We start from the raw sequence: 26,867 nt of genomic DNA, 5'->3' as shown, positions 1-26,867 counted from the left end.
AATGTTTTTTATAAGTCAACAATTTATTTAAATTATTAAGAAAAGTCAAGCTTGTATAAATTTAGAGTGTTTTAATAAATAGGATGTTGTCATTTAAATTTAAAAATTAACACGAAAACTAATATTAGGTGTAATGCCCAGCGATTGATTTTCAACCATCCTGTAAGTGTTATCGTCATTTAGAGCATAATAAGCGTTTATAACATTTCTTTTATTGAGAACGTTCCATATTGAAGCACCAATATTAGCTTTGGTATTTTCTGAAATTTCAAATGCATAGGAAACAGAAAAATCGGTCCGTAAATAATCGTTTAAGTTACTGTTGTTAGGTGCTTCGTAATTAATTTCCCTCGAGGTTGAACTATCGGTCACATCTATTGGGTTTGTTATTGGTTTGCCTGTATGCCAATTAATTCCTAAAGCTAGTTTAAGGTCGTTATAGGTATAAACACCTCCAAAGGTCAAAGCATGCCTAATATCAGCATTGTTAGGGAAGGCTTCGCCATCATTTAAAGTTGAAAACAGGTAGTTGTTTTTACTATAGGTGTAACTTAACCACGTACTAAAAATAGTATTAAATTGTTTGTTAATTAATAGGTCTAAGCCCTTAATTTTATAGCTACCGGTATCGTAAACAAACTGATATTGATTTTGAAAACCTTGACTTCTACTCGTTATACCATCTACTTTTTTAATATAAGCTTCAGTACTAATTAATAGTTTATTTTTATTATAATGTAATCCTACAGAGGCTTGTTTGCTTTTTATAATGGGAACAGGAAAGAGGTTTACTCCATTAATGCTAGTAACCTCAGTATTATTATTGGACAATACCCAACGCCTTTTTTCTATACCTAAAAAATCGTTTTGCAAATCGATGATTTGGGAAGTGGTCTGACTTTTTAGTTCACCCAAAATTTCAAGTCTAAAATAATCTAAAAACCGTTGACTGAAACTTAAGCGGGGCTCTATTAAAAGAGTGTTAAATTTGTCTAAGTAATTTAACCTTGTTCCCAATTTTAAATTGGTTTTGGCATTATTGGATAAAAATGCTCCTTCACCATATAAGGAATGGGTTCTATTAACTTCTTTTATATAACTTTTAAAATCGGGGTTATTGACGTCTTCCAAATTACTTATGCCAACTTCTGTGAATTGATAGCCAGTATTATATTTAAAATTTTGATTATGCCTGTAATTTAAATCCAATTTTATTGAACCATCATAAACTTCATTTTCCTGTATTAACCGTTGGTTGTTAATAAGATCAAAATTAGTGGCATCTAAATCATAATTGGAAACATATATTTGGATGCTTGTTGATAAATCGTCGTTCCAGTCTCTTGTGTAAGTTAGTCCAATGGCTGAGTTGCGTTGTGTGAGTTGGCTATTCAAGACTTCATTACGGTCATTTGTGGTTAATTGCTCGTCGTAGTTTAAATCATTGAACACATTGAAAAAATGAAATCTTACTTTATCATTTTTAGTAATATCGTAAAGGAACTTAGCTGTGATATCATAGAAATAAAACGATTCATTTTGTGATATAAAATCATCATTTTCCTTAGCCTTATTAAAATCTGAATCCTGAAATATACGTTTGGAATATTGTTCGAATGTTGCCGTGTTAATCATATCGGTTATCGACCTTCGGGTGGATAGCTGTAGTTCGGTATTGTGCGATAACGGTATTTTAGCAAAGCCATCTGCATTAATTAAGTTAAAGCCTAATCCAGCATTAAAAGTATTGTCGATAGTATTGGATAAATGCATATCGATAATACTTGAAATCCCATCGCCATATTTTGCTGGTGTGCCATTTTTGGAAACCTTAACAGATTTAGTAGTATAGGGATTAAAAGCTGAAATCAAACCAAAGAAATGTCCCGATTGATACATTTTTATGCCGTCCCAGAGTATTAGGTTTTGGTCGTGGGTACCACCCCTTACATTGATGTTCGATACGGTTTCATCCACACTCAAAACTCCAGGGAGTGCCTGAATGCTCTGTAGCACATCGGGTTCTATCAATCCAGGAAGCATACCAAAAGATTCAGGTTTTAAGGTGATACTACCATCATTTAGTTTGGTTAAACCAGAAGTTAGGTAATTTACAACAACGACCTCTTCTAGTTGTTGAGTACTAAAATCATGACTGCTAAGGGTCTTTTTCTTAGTAATTACAATAAAACGATTGTCTAGCAATTTGAAATTCAAATCGGTTTCAATGCTTATAAAATTTATGGCATCGGTAAGGGTTATAATATTTTCAGGTAGTTCTAATGTAATATCTTCTATGGTTTCATCAGCATAAGAAAAACTTACGTTGTAAAGGATTTCCAATGCCTTCAAAACGGAAGCAAGGCTAAGCTTTTCTTTTTGAACGTTTTGAGCAGTAATACAAAAAGTGTTCAAAAAAAATAAGACAATAATAACATTAAGTAAACCTTTTTTACTCACGTTTTAAAATAATAGTATTATTTTCTTTACTGTACGTTAAGTGTAAAGGTAAGGTAATTGACTGTAAAGCAATATCTATGTTATCGTGCGAAAAGCTACCGGTAAACAACTGTGTGCTATCTATTCCCATGAGTGTAAAATTGACACCATATTGCCTTTCGAATTCAGAAACGACAGCTTTAAAAGGTATACTTTTAAATTGACTTTCGTTATTTAGCCACGAAGGTGTTGAGCGGTTTTCTTTTTCTTTAGCAATTAGTTTCCCATCTATAATTAAAAAGCTGTCTCCAGGTTTTAATTTAGTTTCATGATCATTATGGGTAACCCCAACTAAACCTTCGTAGCAAATAACCTCGAAATAATTGTCGCGTTGCTTTACATTAAATTCTGTACCATATACGGTTACGGTTCCAGACTCTGTAATTACATTAAATGTAGATCCTTTAGATACTTTAAAAAAAGCCTCACCCTCCAGTGTTACATCACGCTCTTTTTTCCAATCTTTTTTATTAAATACCAATGTTGATTTTGCATTAAGCGACACACTTGACGCATCTGGTAGTTGTATAATCGTTTTTTGGGCAACATCGGTAATATATGTTGTGTCTACCATAGTACTATAATAATAGACACTTAAACAAATGGCAAGAATTGCAGCTACACGCATAAAAGGTTTTATCCAATGCCTCGTTATCTGTGTTTTTTTAGTTTTAATGGAAGATAATACCTTTTCTAACTCGCTACTAGAATCATAATCATCAGCCTTAAAGCTTTGTAGGTTGTTGTTTAACCTTTCTAAATCGTCATAATCTTCAAGGGTTTTAAAGGCTTGAAGTTCTTGATCGTTTAGGTCGTTATTTAACCATTTTAATATGAGTTTTTCTCTGTCCATCATTTCTGTATTCAACTATATAACAATTAGTTTTTATTTTCTCCTACCCTGTTTTGAAAAAAAATCAGGCTCTATGTTTCAAGTTTCAATATTTAGGTTTGGTTTATTAAGGTAAAATTAAAGTCAAAAACTACAACTCCTTAATCTCCTTTCTTAATTTATCCAATGCGCCATAAATTCGTTTCTCAACTGCTTTGGTAGAAATATCCAATAGTTCTGCTATTTCCTTAAAACGTTTGCCTTCTACTCGGTTCATTAAAAAAGCCACCCGTTGAGGTTCGGTTAAATTAGATAGCGCACGTTGCAGTTTGTCATTGTATTCTTGTTCCTGCATTAAAAACTCAGGGTTTTCATTGGTATACATTTTAGGTTTGGTCTGTTGATGTTTTAAAACTACTTTTTGATGTGCTACTTCATTGAGCATTAAATTGTTGGCCGTTGTAAAAACAAAACTTTTGGCTTTATCTGGCCTTACTTTTGCACAGTTTTGCCAAAGCTTCACAAAAGCTTCCTGTACTTTGTCCTTTGGATTTAATCGGTCACCAAACTTGTAATATAGAAAATCATGTAGGTCTTTAGAATATTTATTAAATATGGAAGAAAAAAGATGTTCCTTACAAATATTGTCATGTAGCTGTTTTGTCATTGGGTTTGGTAGTTGGTGCCTCTAAAATAATGCTTTTTGGAATTTAGCTTTTACAATTTTTAAATTTTTTTAGGGGTAGAGGGTAGGAGTTTTTATAGTTATCCTGTTTTATCATCAAAACGCTATGTTGAACCCTAAATTAAAAATCATGAAAGCGAAATTAAAAACCTTAATCCTACTACCTTTTTTTGCCCTCTTACTATTTACATCTTGTCAGGATGAAATCGTAGACATTACACCCCCCAATGAAGCAGAGGCCTTAGTCGCCAATTCAAATTTAACTGCTATGGTTAGTGCCACCTCAAAACGGGATGGTTCTAAAGACAATATTATTGATAGAGCCAGTTGTTTGTCTGTAGAACTTCCTGTAACCGTGGTAGTGAACAATTTGGAAATTATTGTTGATTCTGAAGAAGACTTCAAAACCATTGAAGCCATTTTTGACAAATTTGAAGACGACGATGATCGATTGGAAATTATATTTCCAATAACCATCATTACCGAAGATCATGAGGAGATTGTTATTGAAAATAAAACCCACCTAGAAGAGCTAGTGGCTAAATGTAATGGTGAAAATGAAGATGATGATGATATTGAGTGTATTGATTTCAAATACCCAATTTCATTTTCTTTATACAATGCTAACTTTCAGGTTATAGATGTTGTTACGGTTGAAAATGATTTTCAATTGCATCGTTTTATTAAACGTGTAATAGATAAAGAAGTTTTAGCTAGTTTAAATTTTCCAGTTACTATGATATTGGCCGACGGTTCAGAAATAATCGTTAATAACAATTTTGAATTGGAAACAGCAATTGAAGATGCTAAGGATACGTGTGATGAGGACGATGATAACGATTACGGTGACGACGATTTCACTAAAGAACGTTTGGATAATTTATTAATGACTTGCCCATGGGTAGTTCATGATTTTGATAGAAATGAAGAGAATTTAGATGACAAATATCGTGAGTACGTGGTTGTTTTCAAGGAAGATAATGTCGTAAAAGTACGTGCTAGAAATGGAGATGTATTAACAGGAACTTGGACAACCCGAATTGGAGACCACGGTGCATTAATTAAATTGGAGTTCGACACCTTAGTAGACTTTACCTTAGAATGGATTGTTTATGACTTAGAATACGGAAGGATTAAATTGTACCAAGTTGGAGGCAATAGGATCATTTTAAAGAAGAATTGCGAAATTGCTTTCGATGTTACCAAAGAGCGTATACTAAATTACTTGCAGGAATGTTTATGGAGAGTAACACGTTTAAGTGTTGATGGGGTGGATAATGAAAAGGATTATATAGGTACGCCTTTAAAATTCTTCCCAGATAATGTGGTTAAAATACGTGTGAATGGTGAGTTTGTTCAAGGGACTTATGATGTATTAGCTTTTAATGCTGGATTCGTACTTCAAATTCAATTGGAAGGCAGGCCAAACTTACAGCTGGAGTGGTTAATAACCTTTCTGGAGCCTGGTTTAATTAAACTGGAAAGTCTTGGTAATTTAGATAATAAAATGGTGTTGGAAAGACATTGTCCAAATACAGACGACGATCTTAATTATGTTGATGACGTATTGATTAGTAGCGATTGGGAAGTAACTAGGTACTTTATTGCTGAAGGTGAATTGGAAAAAGACGATGCGTTTTTTATGTACACACTAAGTTTTTTTGAGACTGGTAGAGTAAAAGTTACTGACCCTAATAATGGTACTTTTGCAGGCTCTTGGTTGTCCTATAGAAAAGAAGGATTAAGACTTGGTTTATATTTTGGAGATAATGAACCGTTTAGTGTCTTAAACCACAGATGGAAAATTGTAGAGATTAAGGAAACTAGGATAGAATTAAAAGATCTGGACTCTAATGGAAATATAGAACGTATTCTAGTTCTAGAAAAGAAAATATAATTGAAAAAGAGAATTATGTTTTGGTTAAAAAAAGGAAAACTTGTCATATCGATTTTATAGGTTAGTTAGCTAAGTAATCCTTTTTGAGGCTGTCAAATTGTAAAATTGACAGCCTTTTTTATTTATACAATAGCGTTTCAATAATAGGTTACAAATTATTAACTTTGCACTTCTTAAAATTTAAGTAACATTATGTTTAATAATTTAAGTGATAAACTAGATAAAGCCCTACACGTTCTTAAAGGCCATGGAAGTATTACGGAAGTTAATGTAGCGGAAACTTTAAAGGAAGTAAGGCGTGCCTTGTTAGATGCCGATGTTAACTTTAAAATAGCTAAAGAGTTCACCAATAAGGTTAAAGAGAAAGCACTTGGTCAAAATGTGTTGACAACGCTTCAGCCTGGACAATTAATGGTGAAAATTGTCAAGGACGAATTAACCGAACTCATGGGTGGTTATGCTGAAGGGCTTAATCTTTCAGGAGTTCCAAGTGTTATTCTAATGTCAGGTTTGCAAGGATCTGGTAAAACGACTTTTTCTGGTAAGCTAGCCAATTATCTTAAAAATAAAAAAACAAAGAAACCTTTATTGGTGGCTTGTGATGTTTATCGTCCAGCAGCGATTGATCAATTACATGTAGTAGGTGATCAAATTAATGTAGAAGTTTATAGTGATAAAGGCAATAATGATCCTGTGGCTATAGCAAAAGCAGGTATTGCCCATGCAAAAGCAAATGGATTTAATGTAGTCATTATAGATACTGCTGGTCGTTTGGCGGTAGATGAGGTGATGATGAATGAAATATCGAATATCCACAAAGCCATTCAACCACAAGAAACCCTTTTTGTAGTAGATTCAATGACTGGTCAGGATGCGGTTAATACGGCCAAAGCATTCAATGATATATTGAATTTTAATGGGGTTATCTTAACCAAATTAGATGGTGATACTAGAGGTGGAGCGGCAATATCCATAAAGTCTGTGGTTAATAAACCAATTAAGTTTATTGGTACAGGTGAAAAAATGGAAGCTATTGATGTGTTCCATCCGTCACGTATGGCAGACCGTATTTTGGGAATGGGAGATGTTGTTTCGTTGGTAGAACGGGCCCAAGAACAGTTCGATGAGCAAGAAGCAAGAAAGCTTCAAAAGAAAATTGCTAAAAATCAGTTTGGCTTTGACGATTTCTTAAAGCAGATTCAGCAAATTAAGAAGATGGGTAACATGAAGGACCTTATTGGCATGATACCCGGTGCAGGAAAAATGATGAAGGATATCGATATAGATGATGATGCTTTTAAAGGTATTGAGGCAATTATTTACTCCATGACTCCAAAAGAGCGTGCCAATCCATCAATTTTAAACGCTAGTAGAAAGAAACGTATTGGGAAGGGATCTGGAACTTCGGTTCAAGAAGTTAACCAGTTATTAAAGCAATTCAACCAAATGAGCAAAATGATGAAGATGATGCAAGGTGGAGGCGGTAAAAAAATGATGCAAATGATGCAGAATATGCGCTAGGTTTTAAGCTAATGATTAGCTGCCATTTGTAATTAAATTCACTAATAACCAATATTAAATGATCATTCTAGACGGTAAAAAAATTAGTAACGACATTAAAGATGAAATAGCTAAGGAAGTTAGTTTAATCAAATCAAAAGGGGAAAAAGCACCTCACTTAGCTGCAGTGCTCGTAGGAACCGATGGTGCTAGTATGACTTATGTGGGTGCCAAGGTAAAAGCTTGTGAACGTGTTGGTTTTCAATCTACTTTAATCGATTTGCCTGAAGAAACTTCAGAAGAGGTATTGCTTAGCAAAATACATGAGCTAAATACTAATGATGATATTGATGGTTTTATAGTACAGTTGCCTTTGCCCAAGCATATTGACGAACAAAAAGTATTGATGACTATTGACCCTGAAAAAGATGTCGATGGTTTTCATCCCGTAAATGTAGGTAGAATGGCATTAGATTTACCTTGTTTTTTGCCAGCAACTCCTTTTGGTATTTTAGAGCTTATTGAACGTTATGGTATTGAGACTTCTGGTAAAAATGTAGTTGTAATGGGAAGAAGCCATATTGTAGGTCGTCCAATGAGTATATTAATGAGTCAAAAGCGAAGTGCTGGAGATGCTACTGTCACCCTAGTTCACAGTCGAACAAAAAATTTATCTGAAATCACTAGTAAAGCTGATATTATAGTTGCTGCTATAGGTATTTCAGAGTTTTTGACAGGAGATATGGTTAAAGAAGGTGTTGTGATTATAGATGTTGGTATCACTAGAGTGCCAGATGCTTCTAAGAAAAATGGGTTTAGGCTTGCAGGAGATGTACATTTTGAAAGTGTTAGTAATAAAGCCAGTTATATCACACCTGTACCTGGAGGTGTAGGTCCCATGACAATTGCTATGTTGCTTAAAAATACGTTGTTGGCACGTACAAGACGTTTGTAATTAATCCAAAATAGATTAAATTGCAATATGCATTTTAACCTATTTATCTTTATAGAATTACAGGCCAGGGTTACCATTGGTAGTTTGCAGCATATTATTCCAGTGGTTTTGGTTGCCCTTTTTACTGTTTTTTTTATTCGGTATGCAAAACATAAGTTGAACGAATCCCAGCAAATTAAATACATTCATTATTTGGCTTGCTCTATAAGTTTAACGGTTTTTGTATTTCATTTATACTACTTCTTGTTTGGGGATTACAGTATTGTTACCGATTTACCTTTGTATTTATGTAGTTTAATGGCCTTTTTCATTCCATTTTTTACTTATTACAGAAAATATTGGATGTTCGAAATTTTGTTATTTTGGGTTATTGGAGGAACCTTACAAGGTGTTATAACACCAGATATAGCAATAGGATTTCCATCCTTTGATTATTTTAGATTTTGGGCAGTGCATTTAGGCGTTTTAATTGTTATTTTTTATGCCATTTTTGTTTTTCAAATGCGACCTAAATTGTCTAGTGTCTTTAAATCGTATTTTGCCTTACAGGCATATGTATTTGTTATGATTCTTATTAATTATGCATTAAAATCAAATTATTTTTATTTGATTGAAAAGCCACAAGCAGCTTCGTTATTAGATTATTTTGGTGATTGGCCTTATTATATCATAGTGGTTCAAATTATATTGATCCCTTATTTTTTTCTTATTTACTTGCCATTTTATTTAGCAAATAAAAAGAAAAGGGAACAGGCATTATTTGGCGAATAGTTGATTGATGTCCTTAAATGCCTTAAATTCTAATGCATTTCCTGAAGGATCATAAAAAAACATAGTTGCTTGTTCTCCTACTAGACCTTTAAACCTTGTATAAGGTTCAATAACAAATTCAATGTTTTTTTGTTTTAAATCTTTAGCTAAAGCATGAAAGGTTTTCCAAGATAGAACAACTCCAAAATGAGGTACAGGAACTTCTTTTCCATCTACAGGATTGGTATGCAAACTGGAATCGTCATCTTTTGGTTTTTGATGAATGACCAATTGGTGCCCAAAAAAATTAAAGTCAACCCATAAATCACTGCTTCTGCCTTCAACACATCCAAGAGTTTCCCGATAAAAAATTCGACAGGTTTCTAAGTTGTGAACTGGAATGGCCAAATGAAACGGATTGATATTATTTGCCATGGTGATTTCTTATGGAAGGTTTAGCTTTATTGGTTTTGGTCGATTTAGCCAATAGTTTATTTAATTCGGTAAATTCCTCTTTTGTTAACTCCCTATATTTTCCCAAGGGTATATCTAATTTGATATTCATGATACGTACTCGTTTTAAGGTTTGTACCTCATAACTTAAGTATTCACACATACGACGGATTTGTCTGTTTAACCCCTGTGTAAGTATTATTTTAAAGGTGAATTTGTCCATTTTTTTAACCTTACAAGGTTTTGTGGTTTGCTCCAAATCCTTTAAGTAAATACCTCTGGACATATGTTCAATGAAGGTTTGGGATATGGGTTTATCGACCGTAACAATATATTCTTTTTCATGGTTGTTACTGGCTCTAAGAATTTTATTTACAATATCTCCGTCATCGGTCAATAAAATTAAACCTTCACTGGGTTTGTCCAATCTACCAATAGGAAAGATACGCTTGTGGTAGTTTATAAAATCAATAATATTATCTTTTTCCACTCTTGTATCTGTAGTGCATACAATGCCAACAGGTTTGTTAAATGCGAGATACACGAATTCTTTTTTAGTGTTTCCAACTTCAATGCCATCAACAGCAACAATATCCTCTAATGTTAATTTTGTTCCTTTTTCAGGAATGTTTCCATTTACTGTTACGCGGCCAGCTTCAATAAGCTTATCGGCTTCACGACGGGAGCAATAGCCTATTTCACTTAAAAACTTATTAATACGTTTTATTTCTTTTTGCATACCACAAAAATACAATAACTAATTGGAGATAAACTCTAAAATATGATTGTCAACATTTTCAGATTTTAAACTATGGTCTAGGTTGTTTGTTGTAATAAGTTTTGCATTTGTGTAGCCGGCTTGGTAGTCTAAGGCATCTTTATATGGAATGATATTATCCTTGTCATCATGAATAATTAAACCTTTGGATGTAATGTCCTTTGAAAATTTTGAAGCTTCGAAATAAGCAGAACAATGCCCATGTTTTTTTAAAATGAACTCATCAATGTGTTTTACCAGAATATTATGGTATCCCATCATGTTTACATAGCGTTCAAATATATCCTTGAAATTAGATGGTGCACCAAGTAATACGATACGTTCCAAATGGGGGAATTGATATTTGTGTTGAAAAAAAATTGTTGCCATACCTCCAACAGAATGTCCAATAATAGTTTTTACCTTAAACTTTTTTGCTACGAGATGTATACATTCTGAATAGTCTAAGGTGTTAAAGTACTTTCCACCCGATTTGCCATGTGCTGGTGCATCGATAGCAACAATGTTAAAACTTTTTTGTTTCAGTTTTTCAATTAGGTCTTTCCATCTAAAGGCATTACTTTCCCAGCCATGAACCAATAGAATAGTATCCTTTTTACCAAGCCATCTATAGGTCATTATAGCGAAATCTTTATAAATCACTTCTTCTTGAAAAGCTGTATTTAAAAAATCTTTTCCTTCAGGAAGGTGTTTTCCCTTTAGTGGTGTAGAAAATAATTTAATGGCTATCTGTACAGCATATGTTGGGCTAATATGAGCTATAATATTTATAAAAAAACCGATGAGTTTGGCTAAAACTATTTTCACATGTTTAAATTTGTTAATGTTCGTTTCGTGTATTGATATCTATTATGCTTATATGGTTATGCTTCAATTAATCTTAGTATTATAGGCATGGAACATCTAAATCCTCATTTCACTGTATGCTTAATTTAAGCTCAGCATTTTATTCAACTTCCCTATTAACCAAATCCATGGAAAAGGCTGGAAGACAAATGGCAAGATATTCACATTCTTCTTCAAAAGGATTTGAATATTGAACGCGTGTGTTTTTTTCAATTTTAATAGATTGACCAGCTTTTAATACAACTGTATCTTTTTCTATTATGAATTGTTTTTTACCCTTTATTACAAAAGTATACTCGTCAAATTCTGGAATTTGAAATGGTTCGCTCCATCCAGCAGGAACGGTCATGTGTGCAATACTTATTTGCGTATTACTGTCACTAGCCAGGCCGAAATGCTCCTTTATGGTCTTGCCGTCATTTGTGGGCACAATAAAGGGGCTATCTTGAATTTTATATCTTTTCATTTTAATCTTTTAAAGGTTTACGCTTTATCATACCCCCTTTAATATCTTTTACAATACCCATCACTAAAAAAGCATGTTTATCTATTTTGTCGATTTCGGTTTTTAGTTTAGGTATTTCAAGGCGTGTAACAACAGTGTATATTATGTTTTTTTCTTTTGATGCTCCATTTTTTCCAAAACCACCTTTACCTGAATAAATAGTACAAGCCCTTTGCAATTTTTCGGTAACCATCATTCTAAGTTGTTCATGTTTTTCAGAAATAATGGTAATACCAACATACTCTTCAACACCATCTACTACAAAATCCACGGTTTTTGCAGCAGCTAAATAGGTAAGAATGGCATACAATGCAACTTCAATTGACAAAATATAAGCGCCAAAGGAAAAAATAATGATATTAATAAGCAAAAGCACATCGCCAACGGTAAGGGACAGCTTTCTACTTAAGTAAATGGCTAAAACCTCAGTGCCATCAATAACGCTTCCACCCCGCATTGACATACCTATACCTAGACCCAAAAAAAAGCCTCCAAAAACTGCTATAAGTAGTTTGTCTTCTGTAACTGTTGGATAATCAATATAATGAACTACCAAGGCCAAAAGAATGATAGCAACGATACTGCGAACAGCAAATTTTAGGTTGATGGTTTTAGAGGCTAGGAATATAAAAGGCAGGTTAATGAGTACAAGTAAGGTTTCTAAATTAAGAGTAGTAATATTTTCTAGTAATAAAGAAATACCTGTTGCTCCACCATCTATAAAGCGGTTTGGTAGTAAAAATCCTTTAAGGCCAAAGCCTGCAGAAAAGACACCAATTGCTATAAATATATATTTTTTTATGGTATGCGATAATTCTACCTGTAGATTTCTTACCAATGGTACAATTTCCCTTTTTCTAACAGGTTGGTTAGGGTGTTTGTGCTCTAGTTTTTTTCTAGCAATGTCTATTAGTAATTTGGAAAGAAGAGGGTTCATTAGGTTTTAGTTGTTGTTCCAGTTAATAAAAAAGTATTTAATTTTTGCCCCGTCCGGAATATGTATGGCTTCAATGGTTAAGTCCCTGTCAAAACGAAGGTTTGCAGGAAGTTCTTTTTTATCAATGGTAAATGATGCGTTAATTTCATTTACAGCTACTACAACAGAATTTATTAGGTTATTGATTCGGCTTATTTTGTAGGCGTTATTAATATCCTTAAAGGTGCTTAAAATAGATATGTTCTTATTGGTCTTATAACGGGCATCCATAATTTGAACACTACTAATCACCGAGGTAGAATCCCTAAGTTTTCTTGGTGAAAGTACGAGAAGCTTTTTACCAGTTTTATCATGCACATCAATGGTATTGATGTTTCCTGAAAAGGCTTTGCCGCTTTCAAATTTTGATATCGAGTCGTTAGAAAAAATAACTTTTAAATCTTTTACTTGTGTGGAATCGTTTAATAGGCCTACATGTTGTTTGCCAATTTCAAATGGATTTTGTTCTTGTTTGCAACTGCTAAGGCAAATAGCTAGAACAGCAAGGCTTAAAAAAAATAGTTTGTTCATTAATTTTAGTGTTATAAACAGGTTTATGATAATTAATTTTTTATCAATTTGGTTAAAATACCAAACACGCTTCTTATAAAAGTAGCACTGGTAAGTACTTTAACTATTGGGTTCATTTTAGTACTTCGAGGTCTTGTAGCTGATGTGCGTTTTTTGGTTTCTGCTTTTTTAAGGGCTTCACGCTCTTGTTTTGCTTTTTCTTTGGCCTGTTCTGCTTCCGCATGTTCTATTTTTGCATTTAAAAGTTCGTAAGCACTTTCCCGGTCTATGGTTTCATTATATTTTTTAGCCAGTTTAGATTTAGAAAGCAAGCTACTTAACTCAGTTTTGGTCAACACATCCATTCTACTCATAGGCGCACGCATCATGGTAGCTGCAAGGGGTGTGGGGCGCCCTTTTTCATTTAAGGCAGATACTAAAGCCTCGCCAATACCAAGTGAGGTTAGTACTTCGGTGGTATCGTAGTATTCAGAATCAGGATAGTTTTGTGCCGTAAGCTTTATGGCTTTTCTATCATTGGCCGTAAAGGCACGAAGTGCATGCTGAATTTTCAATCCCAACTGTCCCAAAACAGCTTCGGGAACATCGGTTGGGTTTTGGGTCACAAAATAAAGTCCAACGCCTTTACTGCGTATTAATTTTACAATACTTTCAATTTGATTTAACAAAGGTTTCGAGGCCTCATCGAATATTAAATGCGCTTCATCAATAAACATAATAAGCTCCGGCCTGTCACTATCACCTTGTTCTGGGAACGTGGAATAGATTTCTGCCAATAAACTTAACATGAAGGTTGAAAATAGTTTGGGGCGGTCCTGAATATCAGTAAGCCTAATGATATTGATGTAGCCTCTGCCGTCTTCATCAATCCGTAATAGGTCGTCAACTTCAAACGACGTTTCACCAAAAAACAAATCGGCACCTTGTTGCTCCAATTCTATAATTTTTCTTAGAATAGCACCCGTAGAAGCTGGGGAAATTCTACCATAGGCCTTAGTGAATTCTTCCTTGCCTTCGTTGGTGGCATAATGCAATATTTTTTTAAAATCCTTTAAATCCAATACGGGCAATTTGTTGTCGTCACAATATTGAAACAGCACGGCAACAACACCAGATTGTGTATCCGATAAATCCAGAATCCTTGAAAGCAATACAGGGCCAAATTCACTAACGGTAGCCCTTAACCGTACACCATCTTGTTCCGAAAGGGTTAAAATTTCAACAGGAAAGCTTTTAGCTTCAAAAGGTAAACCTATTTTTTCATGACGTTCGTCAATTTTAGGGTGGCCCGGACTGGGTTGCGCTAAGCCACTCAAGTCCCCTTTAATATCCATTAGCAAGACAGGAATTCCCTTATCGCTTAAATTCTCTGCCAAAACCTGTAGCGATTTTGTTTTTCCTGTTCCTGTTGCACCGGCAATTAAGCCATGGCGATTCATGGTTTTTAAAGGAATTTTTACATGGGCACCTGTAATGGTTTCGCTATCTAGCATGGCGGCTCCTATGGGAATAAAATCACCTTTAGTTGCATTACCGCTTGTAATGTGATTGTAAAAGGCTTCCTTCTTGTCCATAAGTACTAAATTTTGATAAAAATAACTATTCTGAGTTAAATGCTGTTAACAAGATATGCAAAACTATGAACAATTAAACCGCAAACTGCTATCTTTGCAGCCTTATGGAAAAAGAAATACAGCAATTGGTAGATCAAGGTAAAATGCTGCCTTTAATGGAGGCGTTTTACACCATTCAAGGGGAAGGTTACCATAAAGGTACGGCTGCATACTTTATACGTGTTGGAGGCTGTGATGTGGGCTGTCATTGGTGCGATGTAAAAGAAAGCTGGAATGCCGATTTGCATCCGCCAACAGAAACCGTAAGGATTGTTGAAAATGCGAAAACCTATAGCGATACTATTGTTGTTACTGGAGGGGAACCCTTAATGTGGGATATGGAACCTTTAACGTCCCAGCTTAAAACTGCAGGATTGCAGGTCCATATAGAAACTTCTGGCGCTTATAAATTGACGGGGACTTGGGATTGGATATGTTTATCGCCAAAAAAGCTAAAACCACCAACCCAGGAAGTTTATGAAAAAGCCAATGAACTTAAGGTTATTGTTTATAACAAGGATGATTTTCGCTTTGCTGAAGAACAAGCGGCCAAGGTTAATGACAACTGTATCCTGTATTTACAACCCGAATGGAGTAAGCGTGATAAGGTGATTCCGGAAATTGTGGATTACGTTATGAAACACCCTAAGTGGAAAGTGTCCTTACAAACCCATAAGTATTTAAATATTCCTTAAAGTACTATTTTTTGGATACTATCGTTTTTTAACTCAGTTCTTTGTTGCCAATAGTTATTTTATTTTTATTCCTTTAATTCCAGTTGCACAACCATAAAAATATTCCACATATTCCACTTTAAATTCAGGTCGATTAAAAATTTGATATACATTTCTTGAGTTCCCAAACTCTTCTGTATAAACTCCTAACATTTTATAAGTTTCCGGACTACCTAAAAATAGTTTTCCTAAAATAGGGATAATTTTTTTTAGGTAAAACATATAAAAAGGTTTTAAAAATTTACTTTTCGGAACAGAAACATCAATCAATGAAAATTTTCCGTTTGGTTTTAAAATACGGTTAATTTCAGTTGCTAACTCTCCAAGTTGTTGCTCATTAAAAGTTTTTAATCCGAAACCAGAAATAACAAAGTCTGCACTTTGTTTGTCAATAGAATTCTCAAAGACATTTTCTTTAAGGATTTCTATTTTTGAATCTTTAAAATTCAGTTTATTCTTTTCCGCACGATTAGCCATTTCAGTTGAAAAGTCAAGTCCGATTAGTATTGAGTTTTTGTCCGATTTTTTAAGGATATGTTTCCAACATTCTCCCATTCCTGTCATTAAGTCAACAACGGTTTTTCCTTTTTCAATTCCGATTTCCTCAACGCATTGTCGTCTCCATCTTTCACTAAATCCAAATGAGGTTATGTAATTCATTTTCGAATACGAACTGCTCATTTTGTCAAATAGTTGTTCAACAAATTTAGGTTCGTAGATTTCTTTCATTCGCTAAGTTGGTCATAATTATTGGCAACGGTTTGGCTATGGTTTCGTTGCGTGAAAATCCGCTATGATTTTCCGCCATAACCGAAAGATAGCAAATTGCAATGAATTCCGATTAGGAATTCGGCTGCAATGAGCTATACGCGGTGTTAGATGCAGTAATTTTTAATCAACAGGGTAAATTATAAACTTGTCATGAACTTCCCTTGTTGGTATATCTCCTAATTTTTTTAGGGCGTTTGAAAGTTCTTTTAATTCAATTACATTTAGAGGAAGTTCACTTTCATTTGGTTGATAAATTGTTCTCACTGGGTAATCAATTCCAGGTGTTTGAGTCATTTCAATATGGTTGCCAAGAATAGTTGAAACTTCATTATTATCAGTAAATTTTACAAGTCGTTCAATACTCGTTTTAAAAGCACTCCAATCTTTCACATATAGTCTACCAGGATAAAAGGTGTCTCCAGTCAAGAGAATTTTGGTAGAAGTATCATAAACTGCAATTGAAGAAGTCTCATGGCCAGGTATTGGTATTATTTTCATCATACGATTTCCTAAATCATAATCTACAATTTCTTCAGGCCAGTTCTTTATCTTAAAGGATTCTTGGACATCTTCAACTTCAAGTCCGATTACAGTAGTTTTCGGTTTTCCTTTAAATTGTCCGTCACCAGCATAGTGGTCTCCATGTTTATGAGTATGAGCAACGATTAATTCGACGTCTCCATTCTTTTCAGACCAATCGCTAATTATTTTTTTTACAGTTTCATAAAGAGGGAAAATATTAGATTCTTCTGTTGCTCCAGTATCCATTAACAAAGCCTTGTTCTTACCAAAAAATAGAAACATGAAAGGCGCTTCGTAATTTGTGCATTTGTTTTGACGTAAAATCCATGTATCACTATTGTACTTAACTATCTGAATTGGTGGATCAGTATTATCTTCACAGTTTTCAGAACCATGAATCCAATTTTGAGTAGTTAAATCAACACTTTCTTCAATTGATGGCTTACAAGACCAAATAAAATTGAGTGCTGAAATTAATATTATAATTTTTGTTTTCATATGTTGGTTCATATTGGCTCTAACGGACTTGTGTATGAAACGTAGCGTGCAAAAAGACACTATTTTTTCAGATTAGCACAGAGCCGAATTTTTATATTTTGTTTTTAACTTATCAATTTTAACAGCCAAATTTAAAAATTTGGCGGACTTTCTAAATATACACACCTTTCGGTTAAGCACTTATTAGCTATGTTTTATACACCGTGTTGTCTACAGTTTTTTTATTCCTTTTCATTTTGCGTTATTGAATTAATCATTCTTTTCAAAAGTTCCGATGGCATTAATATGAATCTTTTAGAATTTAATAATAATCGGTCAAATGCAAGGAAACAAAGAAACGATTGATAAACAGCTCTATCTTTTTCTGCAATTTCAAAAACACTCGAATTTTGAAGAAATTGGAAAGAAAAAACAATTAGATAAATGAAGAAAGAAGAATAAATTATAAATCGAATATTTTCTTTATTAAGCACATATTCTGTTAATTCGTCCAATTTGAATTTTTTCATTTTTTCAGAGTTTTTTACTCTAAATGGTCCGAACTGATATATGAAATTTAAAATCTGTTTGTAAAAAGCTACTGAAACACAAGTCGCAAAAGTCAATATTATAAAGAGGTTTGTTTGTTCTGTTAAGTTTACATAATCAAAATATTCATTTGTTCTGATTAGTAATAAAGGTAATGCAATGGTAAAAAGTCCAAATAGAAAAATATGTAATATCAATCCCATTGTCGGTATCGCAAACTGGAATAAAAACAAAGCTAATGCTAAAGGAAAAGAAATTCCGATATTCAAATACTCAAGTATCTTATTCGGAAACTTTTTATGTAACCAGCTGAACAGAATTAGTGATACAACGTAGCCTAAAAAGTAAAATATCCAACTATAATTTTTTGAGTTGTTTAAATGTTCCATTCCCATCGATAAGAAGAACATTATTATCAAAGAAATTACGATGATAATTAGTAAGAATAAGGTAGATTTTGATTCTTTTTTAATATTCACTCAATTTTGGTTTAAATTGTAGGCAACTTAATTATATAGCTGCTTTTGTAGCGTTTATCCCATCATTACATCGGGATATGTTAAACATGGTTGGCTGTATTATGTAAATATAATCAATGTTTTCCATAAAAAAATCCCGACAAGAAATTGTTGGGATTTTTAAAGATTGCTCAGGTAAATTTAGATACTAAAAGGCACGTTAACCCTAACGGTTCCCCAACCTAAATGCATGGTGCCGTCACTAAAGGCAATTGAAAACGCCTCAAGCTCATCACCCGTAGTTACAGGAACATCAACCCTTATAACATCATTAGCTTCATTGTAGGAGTAAGCCCCCCAAACATTAATGTCTTTATTTAAAATGATTGTCCATTCGTTTTCTCCTGGAATGGTAAACAATGAGTATTCACCTGCACTTACAGTCTTACCTCCAATTTTAACATCTTGATAAACGGTAAGGTTAGCCGCTTCGTTAGCTCCGGTACGCCAAACTTTTCCATTAGGAGCCAAGCTACCTAAAGAGCGTCCTTTAAGTTGTGGCCTGCTGTAAATAACTTTGGCAATTGCTGGTGCGCTTCTAGAGGTTTTGTATAGGGCTGCATCCATTGGGCTTTTGTCTAAACCAGCGAATTTTTGAGCATTCACATGGTTGGATAACAACATGATAAAGGCAAAAGCAAGTGTTGAAAGAAATGTCGATTTTTTCATAATTCCATTTTTAAATGTTTGAAAAGTTAAAGTTAATGGAAAAGCTGTTAACATTTTGGTAAAAGTTACTTCAAAATGTTAAAGTTTGGAAAGCCTATCGTATTTTGCTTTTACAGCACCTTGGTAAGTAAAACCCCAAGCGGTCTTTTCCATTTATTTCCTAATTACTTTTACGTTCATTTCCTCAACCTTTTTATCCGATAGTGGTGAGGGTGAGCCAAATAATAAGTCCTCGCTGGTTCCTGTTTTAGGGAAGGCCATGACTTCCCTTATCGACGCTTTTTTCTCTAAAATCATCATTAACCGGTCTACACCCCATGCAATACCACCGTGTGGTGGTGCGCCATAATGGAAGGCTTTATACATGGTTCCTACACTCTTTAGCATCTCGTCTTTATTATATCCCATATTTCTATAAGTGGCTTCCAAGATTTCTGGTTTGTGCGCCCTAATGGAGCCGCCCCCAATCTCATAGCCGTTCAATATTAAATCGTATTGTTGGGCAATAATACTTCCTATTTCTGCTTCCTTACCATTAATGTGCTTCTCAATATCCTTAACGGAGGGCATGGAGAAGGGGTTGTGGGTAAAGGTCCAGTGACCATCTTCGGTTTTTTCAAACATAGGGAAGTCGACCACCCAGGCTGGTCGTAATTCTTTAGGATTGATTAGCTTTAACATCTTCCCTAACTCTTGTCTCACGGCATCCAAGGCTTTATTGGCTGTTTCGTAATCGGCAGCCGAAAAGAACACAATGTCACCAACCTCTGCTTTGGTTGTTTTGATGATGTTTTCGGCAATAGCTTCACCCAAAAATTTAATTATCGGCGACTGCAAATCGTTTTCGTTTACAATAATATAGGCCAGTCCACCCAAGCCATGGTCTTGGGCAATGGCTGTTAGTTTCTCAATCTGTCCTTTAGATAAGCGCTTTTTACCTTGTTCTTTCGCAGAAACTTTAATGCATTTTACAATACCACCTTCATCAATGGGTTTACTGAACACTTGAAATGTTGTTTCCTTAACAATATCGGTAATGTCCTTAAGTTGTAATCCAAAACGTAAATCTGGCCGGTCGCAACCGTATTTATCCATGGCGTCCTTATAGCTAATGACTTCAAATGGGTGTAAGATCCATTTATTTCCATAGATTTTGGTTACGATGTCATTAAACATATTGGTGTTTAAATCAATAATATCCTGCATACTGGCGTAGGCCATTTCAATATCCAACTGTGTAAACTCTGGTTGCCGATCACCACGGGAATCTTCGTCCCTAAAACAACGAGCTATCTGGAAATATTTTTCATAACCACTAACCATTAAAATTTGTTTAAACTGTTGCGGTGCTTGTGGTAAGGTATAGAAAGACCCTGCTTTTTTACGAGTAGGTACTATAAATTCCCTAGCGCCTTCATCGGTTCCTGCAGTAAGGATAGGAGTTTCTACTTCCAAGAATTCCTGTTTATCCAATATGTCACGCATCAGTTTAATGACCTTATGTCGGTTAACTATAGCGCGACGCACATCATCGTTTCTGTGGTCGAGATATTTATGTTGAAAACGTACTGTTTCGTTCGATTTATGGGCACGTTTTATTTCAAAGGGCAGGGTTCTGGATAGGTTTAGGATATCCAGTTCCGAGGTCTCCAGTTCAATGGTTCCCGTTCTAAGCGTAGGATTATAGTCATCTGCATCGCGCTGTACCACAACACCGGTTACGGTAATTACAGATTCTGGCTTTAATTTTACCAATTCATCAAGGTTAGGGAACGATTCCCTGCTTAAACGCACTTGGAAAATTTCATGACTGGAATCGCGCAAGTCGATAAAGATAAGCTCGCCGTGGTCACGTACACTCGATACCCAACCTGCTAAAGTCACTTTTTGGGAAATGGAACCTTCAGATAATTGTGATGCCTTATGGGTACGGTAGGTATCCTTTATCACAATGGGAATTTCAGGTAGCTTTTCTTCTTCTTGTACTTTTACGGTTTGTTGCTTGTTGCTTGTTGTTTGTTGTTTAGGAGTGCTCACACTTCGGTATTCAGTCTCCGTGCCTACAATATCTGCAGCAGCACAGGCTTTTAAAATACCTTCTCGAATAAATTTTCCTGAAGCTCCTTTCCCAATAATAGCGATAACTTTTCCAACCAAAATACCGGATTTGCCTTGGTTTCCAGTTTTTATATCATTGGCAATAGCTTCATTTTCAGTAATCACCTGCTGAATGGCATCCTGTATTTTTTCTTCGGAAATGGTGTTGGCCTCGAAATAGGATTGATAGTCGAATGTAGCATCGGCCAATAAGGAAGCTATCGCATTTTGGGCCAATACGGGCGTTACTTTTTCATCCTTAAACAATGAAAATATGGCTGTGAAATCTGAAACGTTTTCAATTTTTGAATAGTCTTCTGGCTTAATGTTGTTAGTTAAGGTTTTGGCAACAAAAGAGGGTTCCTTAATCACATTGTTAATAGCTACAAAAGTTTCAGACCGTAAGGAATCCCCTGTAAAAAACTTAGCATCTTGGGGTAACACGCCGCCTTTTATTAAAATGCGTTCTACGGCATAGGGCAGGGAACTGGTATTGACATCAATCGACTCAACGGCATCCTTAATATTGACAAATGGAAGATCTGGTTCGGAGATAAAGCGATAATCGGCTTCGTACTCCTTTTTGCGCATGGTCTTGGTTTGTTTTAAATCGGCATCAAAAAGAACGGTAGTTTGGTCTGGTCTAAAGGCCTTGTGCTCTATGTAATAGTTCAGTTGTTTTTCAACTTCTTCCTTTAAGGCTTCGGTCATAAACTTAAAGGAGTTCAGGTTTTTAATCTCGGTACGTGGATTTAGTACATAACTGCGTTTTTTACGTAGGGAAACTGAAACATCACTTTTAAATTCTCCTTTTTCTAAGTTGGCTTCCGAAATTTTTAAGTTCTGAACAATACGCTGTAAGTACTGTGCATATGTTGAAGCGTCTTCAATGTGATGGATACAGGGTTCGGTAACAATTTCAATTAAAGGAACCCCTGCCTTGTTAAAATCCACCAAAGACACATTTTTTTCATGCATTAATTTGGCGGCATCCTCCTCAATATGCACTTGGGTTAAATTAACCGTAAATTCTGAACCATCATTCCTAAAACAAGACACCTGTCCATCTGGAATTATGGGATTGTGAAATTGTGTGATTTGAATATTCTTAGGGTTGTCGGGGTATTCGTAATGCTTTCTGTCCCATGAAATCACATCGTTTTCAAAAGTTGATTTCACTGCTTTACCAAAGTAAATGGCCTTCTTAATCGCTTCCTTGTTTACGGCTGGAAGCACACCCATTTGCCCCGTACAGACCGAACAGATGTGGGTATTGGGTTGTTCTGTTTCTTCATTAGGACAAGAACAGAACAATTTGGTTTTGGTATTTAATCGAATATGGGTTTCTAAACCGATAACTAACTCTATTTCGTGAGCTTTTAATAGATCATTTAATTTTCCTAGCTCCATTATATCGTGTCTTTTAAAAAGTTAGCAAATTGTAAAACGCGTTCGTCTCTATCTTTTGCAGCCGTAATTTGTAAGCCAGTTACCGTACCCTGCGGAACGGTTAAAGTAGGCAGTTGCCCTAAGCTAAACCCTACGGTATAGGCATCGGACAAGTACATGGCTAGCGGATCTTTTAAGCTATCCCCAATTTTAGGAGGTGTGTTTGGAGTTACTGGAGAAAGAATAATATCAACCTCTTTAAAATCATTTTCAAAATTTGCTGAAATTTGATCGCGAATCGCCAATGCCTTTAAATAAATCTCATCAGCAAAACCTTGCGATAGTACTTGGTTGCCACCAACAATTCTGCGTTTGGTTTCTTCTGAAAAATTTTCAGAACGCGTTACTGCATAAGTTTCCTTAAGGTTTTCGGATTCAATACGATTGCCGTAGTTGGAGCCATCCAACCGTGACAGGTTAGAGGCCGTTTCAGCCATGGCCAAAGTATAGTATGTTGAAACCAAGGTTTCCGATTCAAAAAAATCGAGTACTTTGACTTGAATACCTTTGGCCTTTACTTTTTCGATAACAGTTAAAAAATCAGCTTTCACTTGACCATCAATAGCATTGCTTTCAATAAAGTTTTTAAAATACCCTATGGTTTTAATGTTTTCAATATTTGAAATATTGGATTCAAAAATGGGTTTTGAGTCATAGGTAGTTTGATCTTTAATGTCCTTACCACTCATCACATTTAATACAATGCGGATGTCCTCAAGTGATTTGGCAATAGGGCCAACACAATCGGTAGACGAGGCATAGGCCATTAAGCCATATCTGGAAATACGTCCGTAGGTAGGTTTTAATCCATAAACCTTATTGTAACCAGCTGGCTGACGTACAGATCCTCCGGTGTCGCCACCAATAGAAAATACAGTGTAGTCTTTAGCTACATTTACGGCCGAGCCACCACTGGAACCTCCACCTACTAGATTGGGATCAATGGCATTTTTAACAGCTCCAAAAATTGTATTCTCACTAGAGGAGCCATGACCAAAACTATCACAGTTTTCCTTTACAATAGGAATAGCACCAGCATCCAGTAATTTTTGGATAGCTGTAGCGGTATAGGCCGATTTGTAATGCTTTAATAAATTGGAGCTTGCAGTAGTATAGGTGCCCTGTACCATGTAAACGTCCTTAATACCAAAGGGAATGCCTTCCAATAGGCCTATGGACTCACCGTTGGCAATTTTTGCATCCACTTTAGATGCTAGGTCTAGGGCTAATGTATCTAATAAACTGTTTACTGTATGGTGGGTATTGGGTTTTAATAAATCGAGTTTTTCCTGTATCAATGCTGTACAGGATATGTCCTTACTTACCAATTGCTGGTGTATTTTATGTATTTGGGAATCCATATCTATTCTTCAATGACTTTAGAGACAACTAAATAACCGTTCTTTTGTTTTGGGAAGTTCTCTAAAATAATTTGTTTTTCCATTTCAGAACTTTCTATTACTACATCATCCCTTAAATCATTTAATGACACGCCATTATTACGGTTGTTTTTAAAAGTATTAGTGTTTGCTGGATTAGCATTCTTGATTACCTCAAATAACTTGTTTACAGCTTCACTGGGTTGTGCTCCTTTAATACTCGACAGAATGTCGACTGTCATTATTTTACTCATGTCTTAAATGGTTTTGTATAAAAAAAGCCTTCCAACTTGGAAGGCTTTACATATTTTTAAACAATAACCTTCCTATCCTAATACTTAGGATTATTGAAATTATTATTGTTATTATTAAATATCATAAATTGCTTTTCAGCATCAAATATATACAGAATTCCTGTACCAAGCACTATTTTTTTATATATACTAAGCTGTATTATTAAATTGTTAAAAAAGGGAATAAATATTTATAGTGTTTTTAAATTTTGTGATGTATTGTGCTTTTTTTGATGAAAAGATAAAGGTTTTAGTTGTTAAATAGTGTTTTACATTTAAAAAATAAGATGAATGGGATGGAAAAAATAGGTTTTAAGCCATTTTATTTCCAAACAGATATTTTGAAGTCTAAAAAAATAGCTAAAATCTATTTTAAGGTGCTTTTTAAGCGATTTAAAGAACTTTTAAGTAATTAACAATTGTTGATAATTATTGAATAAACTCGCTGAAATGCTTTTTAGCGGTTTTGATATTTCGTATATTTGTTAGTGTTGAGAATGATGCTTTTGCGTCATTTTTTTATATTGATGAAAGGCTGTTTTTCAAAACAAAGTTCAGGAAAAATAATTAATTAAATTAATTCGGGTGGAAGCGGATTTATAAAAAAGTAAAGAATAAAATTAAACAAAAGTATATGAGCGAAGAAGCTAAAAAACATAATTATTCGGCAGATAGTATTCAGGCATTGGAAGGGATGGAGCATGTGCGTATGCGCCCTTCAATGTATATTGGTGATGTAGGTGTTAGGGGCCTGCACCATTTGGTGTATGAGGTGGTTGATAACTCAATAGATGAGGCATTGGCTGGACATTGTGATACCATAAAGGTTACTATAAATGAAGATAACTCCATTACTACCGAAGATAATGGTCGTGGTATTCCGGTAGATTTACATAAAAAAGAAGGTGTTTCGGCCTTAGAAGTGGTGATGACCAAAATAGGTGCTGGAGGTAAATTCGATAAAGACTCCTATAAGGTATCTGGAGGCTTGCACGGTGTTGGTGTGAGTTGTGTTAATGCCCTTTCAGAGCATTTAAAAGCTACTGTACACCGCGATGGTAAAATATGGGAGCAAGAATACGAACGAGGGAAAACCTTGTATCCTGTTAAACAAGTTGGAGAAACTGATCAAAGGGGAACTATTGTAACTTTTAGGCCAGATCCAGTTATATTTGCCCAAACCTTGGAGTATAATTATGATACTTTGGCAAGCCGTATGAGGGAGTTGGCTTATCTTAACAAGGGTATAACCATTATTTTAACAGATAGACGTAGTAAAACCGATGACGGTGAATTTGAAGGAGAAACGTTTTACTCTGAAGAAGGTTTAACAGAGTTTGTTAAATATTTGGATGCCACAAGAGAACCTTTAATGCGTGATGTTATTGCTTTTGAAGGCGAAAAAAATGGCGTCCCTGTAGAAGTAGCTATGGTTTATAATACATCCTATGCAGAAAACTTGCATTCCTATGTAAACAATATAAATACCCATGAGGGAGGAACGCACCTTACCGGGTTCCGTCGTGGGTTGACCCATACCTTAAAAAAGTATGCTGACGAATCGGGTATGTTGGATAAACTGAAATTCGAAATATCGGGTGATGATTTTCGTGAAGGGCTAACCGCCATTGTTTCGGTTAAAGTGGCTGAACCTCAGTTTGAAGGACAAACCAAAACAAAGTTAGGGAATAGGGAAGTTTCTGCTTCTGTGAGCCAGGCGGTTTCAGAAATGCTTACCGATTATTTAGAGGAACACCCAGATGATGCCAAAACCATTGTACAGAAAGTTATCTTGGCAGCTCAAGCTCGCCATGCGGCCCAAAAAGCTCGTGAAATGGTACAGCGTAAAACGGTAATGAGTATTGGTGGGTTACCTGGTAAATTAAGCGATTGTTCTGAACAGGATCCTGCAAAATGTGAAGTGTTCTTGGTAGAGGGAGACTCGGCAGGTGGAACGGCCAAACAGGGTCGTGATAGGGCATTTCAAGCTATTCTTCCATTACGTGGTAAAATCCTGAACGTTGAAAAAGCCATGACGCATAAGGTTTTTGAAAACGAAGAGATTAAGAACATATTTACGGCATTAGGGGTTACTATTGGTACGGAAGACGATAGCAAGGCACTTAACCTTTCAAAATTACGTTATCATAAAATTGTTATTATGTGTGATGCCGATATTGATGGCAGCCATATCGCTACTTTAATACTAACGTTCTTTTTCCGTTATATGAAAGAATTAATTGAAGAAGGGCATGTTTATATAGCTACACCACCATTATACTTGGTTAAAAAAGGAAATAAAAAACAATACGCTTGGACCGATAAGGAACGTGATGCTATTGTTGAAGGTTTTGGTGGCAGTGCCAGTATACAACGTTACAAAGGTTTAGGTGAAATGAATGCAGAACAATTGTGGGATACCACCATGAACCCAGAGTTTAGAACGCTACGATTGGTGCAAATAGATAATGGTACCGAAGCCGATAGGATTTTCTCAATGCTCATGGGAGATGAAGTGCCTCCACGTCGCGAATTTATCGAGAAAAATGCGGTTTATGCTAATATTGATGCTTAGGTAAATACAAAATA

General features: G+C 35.1%; 23 protein-coding genes. 6 read left to right on the top strand and 17 right to left on the bottom strand.

All coding sequences use genetic code 11. The annotated features are described in order from the left end of the window. Positions 1-99: 99 nt before the first annotated feature. The 3 genes from MR053_RS12070 to MR053_RS12060 all read right to left on the bottom strand — a co-directional run bounded on the left by MR053_RS12070 (position 100) and on the right by MR053_RS12060 (position 3,998). Positions 100-2,460: a TonB-dependent receptor plug domain-containing protein gene (locus MR053_RS12070; protein ID WP_242132684.1), complete on the bottom strand. Its 2,361-nt coding sequence runs from the start codon at positions 2,458-2,460 to the stop codon at positions 100-102. Then, positions 2,453-3,367 carry a FecR family protein gene (locus tag MR053_RS12065; protein ID WP_242132683.1) on the bottom strand — a complete coding sequence of 305 codons (915 nt, stop codon included), beginning with the start codon at positions 3,365-3,367 and terminating at the stop codon, positions 2,453-2,455. The genes MR053_RS12070 and MR053_RS12065 overlap by 8 nt, the downstream gene beginning before the upstream one ends. Before the next feature lie 115 nt (positions 3,368-3,482). Beyond that, complete coding sequence (locus MR053_RS12060; protein WP_242132682.1) at positions 3,483-3,998, bottom strand: RNA polymerase sigma factor; 516 nt, start codon at positions 3,996-3,998, stop codon at positions 3,483-3,485. A gap of 148 nt (positions 3,999-4,146) precedes the next feature. Here MR053_RS12060 and MR053_RS12055 point away from each other — a divergent pair, with 148 nt between their 5' ends. The 4 genes from MR053_RS12055 (at position 4,147) to MR053_RS12040 (ending at position 9,139) form a co-directional block, all read left to right on the top strand. Next, positions 4,147-5,913, top strand: coding sequence for a hypothetical protein (locus MR053_RS12055; protein WP_242132681.1), 1,767 nt, complete (start codon positions 4,147-4,149; stop codon positions 5,911-5,913). Between the two features lie 192 nt (positions 5,914-6,105). Next, a complete protein-coding gene (gene ffh, locus MR053_RS12050; RefSeq protein ID WP_242132680.1) occupies positions 6,106-7,434 on the top strand; it encodes a signal recognition particle protein in 1,329 nt (442 codons plus the stop codon). Positions 7,435-7,492: 58 nt separating this feature from the next. After that, a complete protein-coding gene (locus MR053_RS12045; protein ID WP_242132679.1) occupies positions 7,493-8,368 on the top strand; it encodes a bifunctional 5,10-methylenetetrahydrofolate dehydrogenase/5,10-methenyltetrahydrofolate cyclohydrolase in 876 nt (291 codons plus the stop codon). Between the two features lie 27 nt (positions 8,369-8,395). Next, entirely contained in the window at positions 8,396-9,139 is a 744-nt protein-coding gene (locus MR053_RS12040; RefSeq protein ID WP_242132678.1) for a YwaF family protein, read from the top strand. Here the strand turns inward: MR053_RS12040 and MR053_RS12035 are convergent. The 7 genes from MR053_RS12035 to MR053_RS12005 form a co-directional block, all read right to left on the bottom strand. Then, on the bottom strand, positions 9,125-9,553 hold the full coding sequence (locus tag MR053_RS12035) for a VOC family protein (protein WP_242132677.1): 429 nt from the start codon (positions 9,551-9,553) through the stop codon (positions 9,125-9,127). The genes MR053_RS12040 and MR053_RS12035 overlap by 15 nt on opposite strands. Continuing rightward, the gene (locus MR053_RS12030; protein WP_242132676.1) at positions 9,543-10,310 is read right to left on the bottom strand and encodes a pseudouridine synthase; all 768 of its coding nucleotides are present in this window, start codon (positions 10,308-10,310) and stop codon (positions 9,543-9,545) included. Before MR053_RS12030 ends, MR053_RS12035 begins: the two co-directional genes overlap by 11 nt. Before the next feature lie 18 nt (positions 10,311-10,328). Further along, the gene (locus MR053_RS12025) at positions 10,329-11,156 is read right to left on the bottom strand and encodes an alpha/beta hydrolase (RefSeq protein ID WP_242132675.1); all 828 of its coding nucleotides are present in this window, start codon (positions 11,154-11,156) and stop codon (positions 10,329-10,331) included. A 139-nt stretch (positions 11,157-11,295) separates the two neighbouring features. Continuing rightward, on the bottom strand, positions 11,296-11,661 hold the full coding sequence (locus MR053_RS12020; protein ID WP_242132674.1) for a cupin domain-containing protein: 366 nt from the start codon (positions 11,659-11,661) through the stop codon (positions 11,296-11,298). Between the two features lies 1 nt (position 11,662). After that, on the bottom strand, positions 11,663-12,637 hold the full coding sequence (locus MR053_RS12015) for a YitT family protein (RefSeq protein WP_242132673.1): 975 nt from the start codon (positions 12,635-12,637) through the stop codon (positions 11,663-11,665). A 6-nt stretch (positions 12,638-12,643) separates the two neighbouring features. Next, complete coding sequence (locus MR053_RS12010; RefSeq protein ID WP_242132672.1) at positions 12,644-13,207, bottom strand: hypothetical protein; 564 nt, start codon at positions 13,205-13,207, stop codon at positions 12,644-12,646. A gap of 32 nt (positions 13,208-13,239) precedes the next feature. Beyond that, a complete protein-coding gene (locus tag MR053_RS12005) occupies positions 13,240-14,781 on the bottom strand; it encodes a helicase HerA-like domain-containing protein (protein WP_242132671.1) in 1,542 nt (513 codons plus the stop codon). 104 nt (positions 14,782-14,885) lie between these two features. On the opposite strand from MR053_RS12005, the gene MR053_RS12000 reads away from it, so the two are divergent. Then, complete coding sequence (locus MR053_RS12000; protein ID WP_242132670.1) at positions 14,886-15,515, top strand: 7-carboxy-7-deazaguanine synthase QueE; 630 nt, start codon at positions 14,886-14,888, stop codon at positions 15,513-15,515. 54 nt (positions 15,516-15,569) lie between these two features. On the opposite strand, the gene MR053_RS11995 is transcribed toward MR053_RS12000, so the two are convergent. The 7 genes from MR053_RS11995 to MR053_RS11965 all read right to left on the bottom strand — a co-directional run bounded on the left by MR053_RS11995 (position 15,570) and on the right by MR053_RS11965 (position 24,239). After that, positions 15,570-16,283, bottom strand: coding sequence for a class I SAM-dependent methyltransferase (locus MR053_RS11995; protein WP_242132669.1), 714 nt, complete (start codon positions 16,281-16,283; stop codon positions 15,570-15,572). A 162-nt stretch (positions 16,284-16,445) separates the two neighbouring features. Continuing rightward, on the bottom strand, positions 16,446-17,345 hold the full coding sequence (locus MR053_RS11990; protein WP_242132668.1) for an MBL fold metallo-hydrolase: 900 nt from the start codon (positions 17,343-17,345) through the stop codon (positions 16,446-16,448). 221 nt (positions 17,346-17,566) lie between these two features. Further along, positions 17,567-18,352: a hypothetical protein gene (locus tag MR053_RS11985; protein WP_242132667.1), complete on the bottom strand. Its 786-nt coding sequence runs from the start codon at positions 18,350-18,352 to the stop codon at positions 17,567-17,569. A 180-nt stretch (positions 18,353-18,532) separates the two neighbouring features. Continuing rightward, the gene (locus MR053_RS11980) at positions 18,533-19,060 is read right to left on the bottom strand and encodes a DUF2911 domain-containing protein (RefSeq protein ID WP_242132666.1); all 528 of its coding nucleotides are present in this window, start codon (positions 19,058-19,060) and stop codon (positions 18,533-18,535) included. A 153-nt stretch (positions 19,061-19,213) separates the two neighbouring features. Continuing rightward, a complete protein-coding gene (gene gatB/aspS, locus MR053_RS11975) occupies positions 19,214-22,567 on the bottom strand; it encodes a bifunctional amidotransferase subunit GatB/aspartate--tRNA ligase AspS (RefSeq protein ID WP_242132665.1) in 3,354 nt (1,117 codons plus the stop codon). Further along, on the bottom strand, positions 22,567-23,967 hold the full coding sequence (locus tag MR053_RS11970) for an amidase family protein (protein WP_242132664.1): 1,401 nt from the start codon (positions 23,965-23,967) through the stop codon (positions 22,567-22,569). Before MR053_RS11970 ends, gatB/aspS begins: the two co-directional genes overlap by 1 nt. 2 nt (positions 23,968-23,969) lie before the next feature. Continuing rightward, positions 23,970-24,239, bottom strand: a complete 270-nt coding sequence (locus tag MR053_RS11965) for an Asp-tRNA(Asn)/Glu-tRNA(Gln) amidotransferase subunit GatC (RefSeq protein ID WP_223551670.1) — start codon at positions 24,237-24,239, stop codon at positions 23,970-23,972. A 673-nt stretch (positions 24,240-24,912) separates the two neighbouring features. Between MR053_RS11965 and gyrB the strand changes: the two genes are divergently transcribed. Then, positions 24,913-26,853 (top strand): DNA topoisomerase (ATP-hydrolyzing) subunit B, encoded by a 1,941-nt coding sequence (gene gyrB / locus MR053_RS11960; protein WP_242132663.1) that lies wholly within the window; start codon positions 24,913-24,915, stop codon positions 26,851-26,853. The last annotated feature ends 14 nt before the right edge of the window (positions 26,854-26,867 follow it).

This window comes from Aestuariivivens marinum (assembly GCF_022662175.1).
In the GTDB taxonomy this organism is placed as follows: Bacteria; Bacteroidota; Bacteroidia; order Flavobacteriales; family Flavobacteriaceae; genus Aestuariivivens; species Aestuariivivens marinum.
The sequence above is the reverse complement of the archived record's forward strand: the minus strand, read 5'-3'. Positions and strand labels throughout refer to the sequence as shown.

Bases quoted from the DNA above. Each gene is read 5' to 3' on its own strand.
- MR053_RS12060 (WP_242132682.1), bottom strand. From the start codon at position 3,998: ATGACAAAACAGCTACATGACAATATTTGTAAGGAACATCTTTTTTCT.
- MR053_RS12055 (WP_242132681.1), top strand. From the start codon at position 4,147: ATGAAAGCGAAATTAAAAACCTTAATCCTACTACCTTTTTTTGCCCTC.
- ffh (WP_242132680.1), top strand. From the start codon at position 6,106: ATGTTTAATAATTTAAGTGATAAACTAGATAAAGCCCTACACGTTCTT.
- MR053_RS12045 (WP_242132679.1), top strand. From the start codon at position 7,493: ATGATCATTCTAGACGGTAAAAAAATTAGTAACGACATTAAAGATGAA.
- MR053_RS12040 (WP_242132678.1), top strand. From the start codon at position 8,396: ATGCATTTTAACCTATTTATCTTTATAGAATTACAGGCCAGGGTTACC.
- MR053_RS12035 (WP_242132677.1), bottom strand. From the start codon at position 9,553: ATGGCAAATAATATCAATCCGTTTCATTTGGCCATTCCAGTTCACAAC.
- MR053_RS12030 (WP_242132676.1), bottom strand. From the start codon at position 10,310: ATGCAAAAAGAAATAAAACGTATTAATAAGTTTTTAAGTGAAATAGGC.
- MR053_RS12020 (WP_242132674.1), bottom strand. From the start codon at position 11,661: ATGAAAAGATATAAAATTCAAGATAGCCCCTTTATTGTGCCCACAAAT.
- MR053_RS12015 (WP_242132673.1), bottom strand. From the start codon at position 12,637: ATGAACCCTCTTCTTTCCAAATTACTAATAGACATTGCTAGAAAAAAA.
- MR053_RS12010 (WP_242132672.1), bottom strand. From the start codon at position 13,207: ATGAACAAACTATTTTTTTTAAGCCTTGCTGTTCTAGCTATTTGCCTT.
- MR053_RS12005 (WP_242132671.1), bottom strand. From the start codon at position 14,781: ATGGACAAGAAGGAAGCCTTTTACAATCACATTACAAGCGGTAATGCA.
- MR053_RS12000 (WP_242132670.1), top strand. From the start codon at position 14,886: ATGGAAAAAGAAATACAGCAATTGGTAGATCAAGGTAAAATGCTGCCT.
- MR053_RS11995 (WP_242132669.1), bottom strand. From the start codon at position 16,283: ATGAAAGAAATCTACGAACCTAAATTTGTTGAACAACTATTTGACAAA.
- MR053_RS11990 (WP_242132668.1), bottom strand. From the start codon at position 17,345: ATGAAAACAAAAATTATAATATTAATTTCAGCACTCAATTTTATTTGG.
- MR053_RS11980 (WP_242132666.1), bottom strand. From the start codon at position 19,060: ATGAAAAAATCGACATTTCTTTCAACACTTGCTTTTGCCTTTATCATG.
- gatB/aspS (WP_242132665.1), bottom strand. From the start codon at position 22,567: ATGGAGCTAGGAAAATTAAATGATCTATTAAAAGCTCACGAAATAGAG.
- MR053_RS11970 (WP_242132664.1), bottom strand. From the start codon at position 23,967: ATGGATTCCCAAATACATAAAATACACCAGCAATTGGTAAGTAAGGAC.
- MR053_RS11965 (WP_223551670.1), bottom strand. From the start codon at position 24,239: ATGAGTAAAATAATGACAGTCGACATTCTGTCGAGTATTAAAGGAGCA.
- gyrB (WP_242132663.1), top strand. From the start codon at position 24,913: ATGAGCGAAGAAGCTAAAAAACATAATTATTCGGCAGATAGTATTCAG.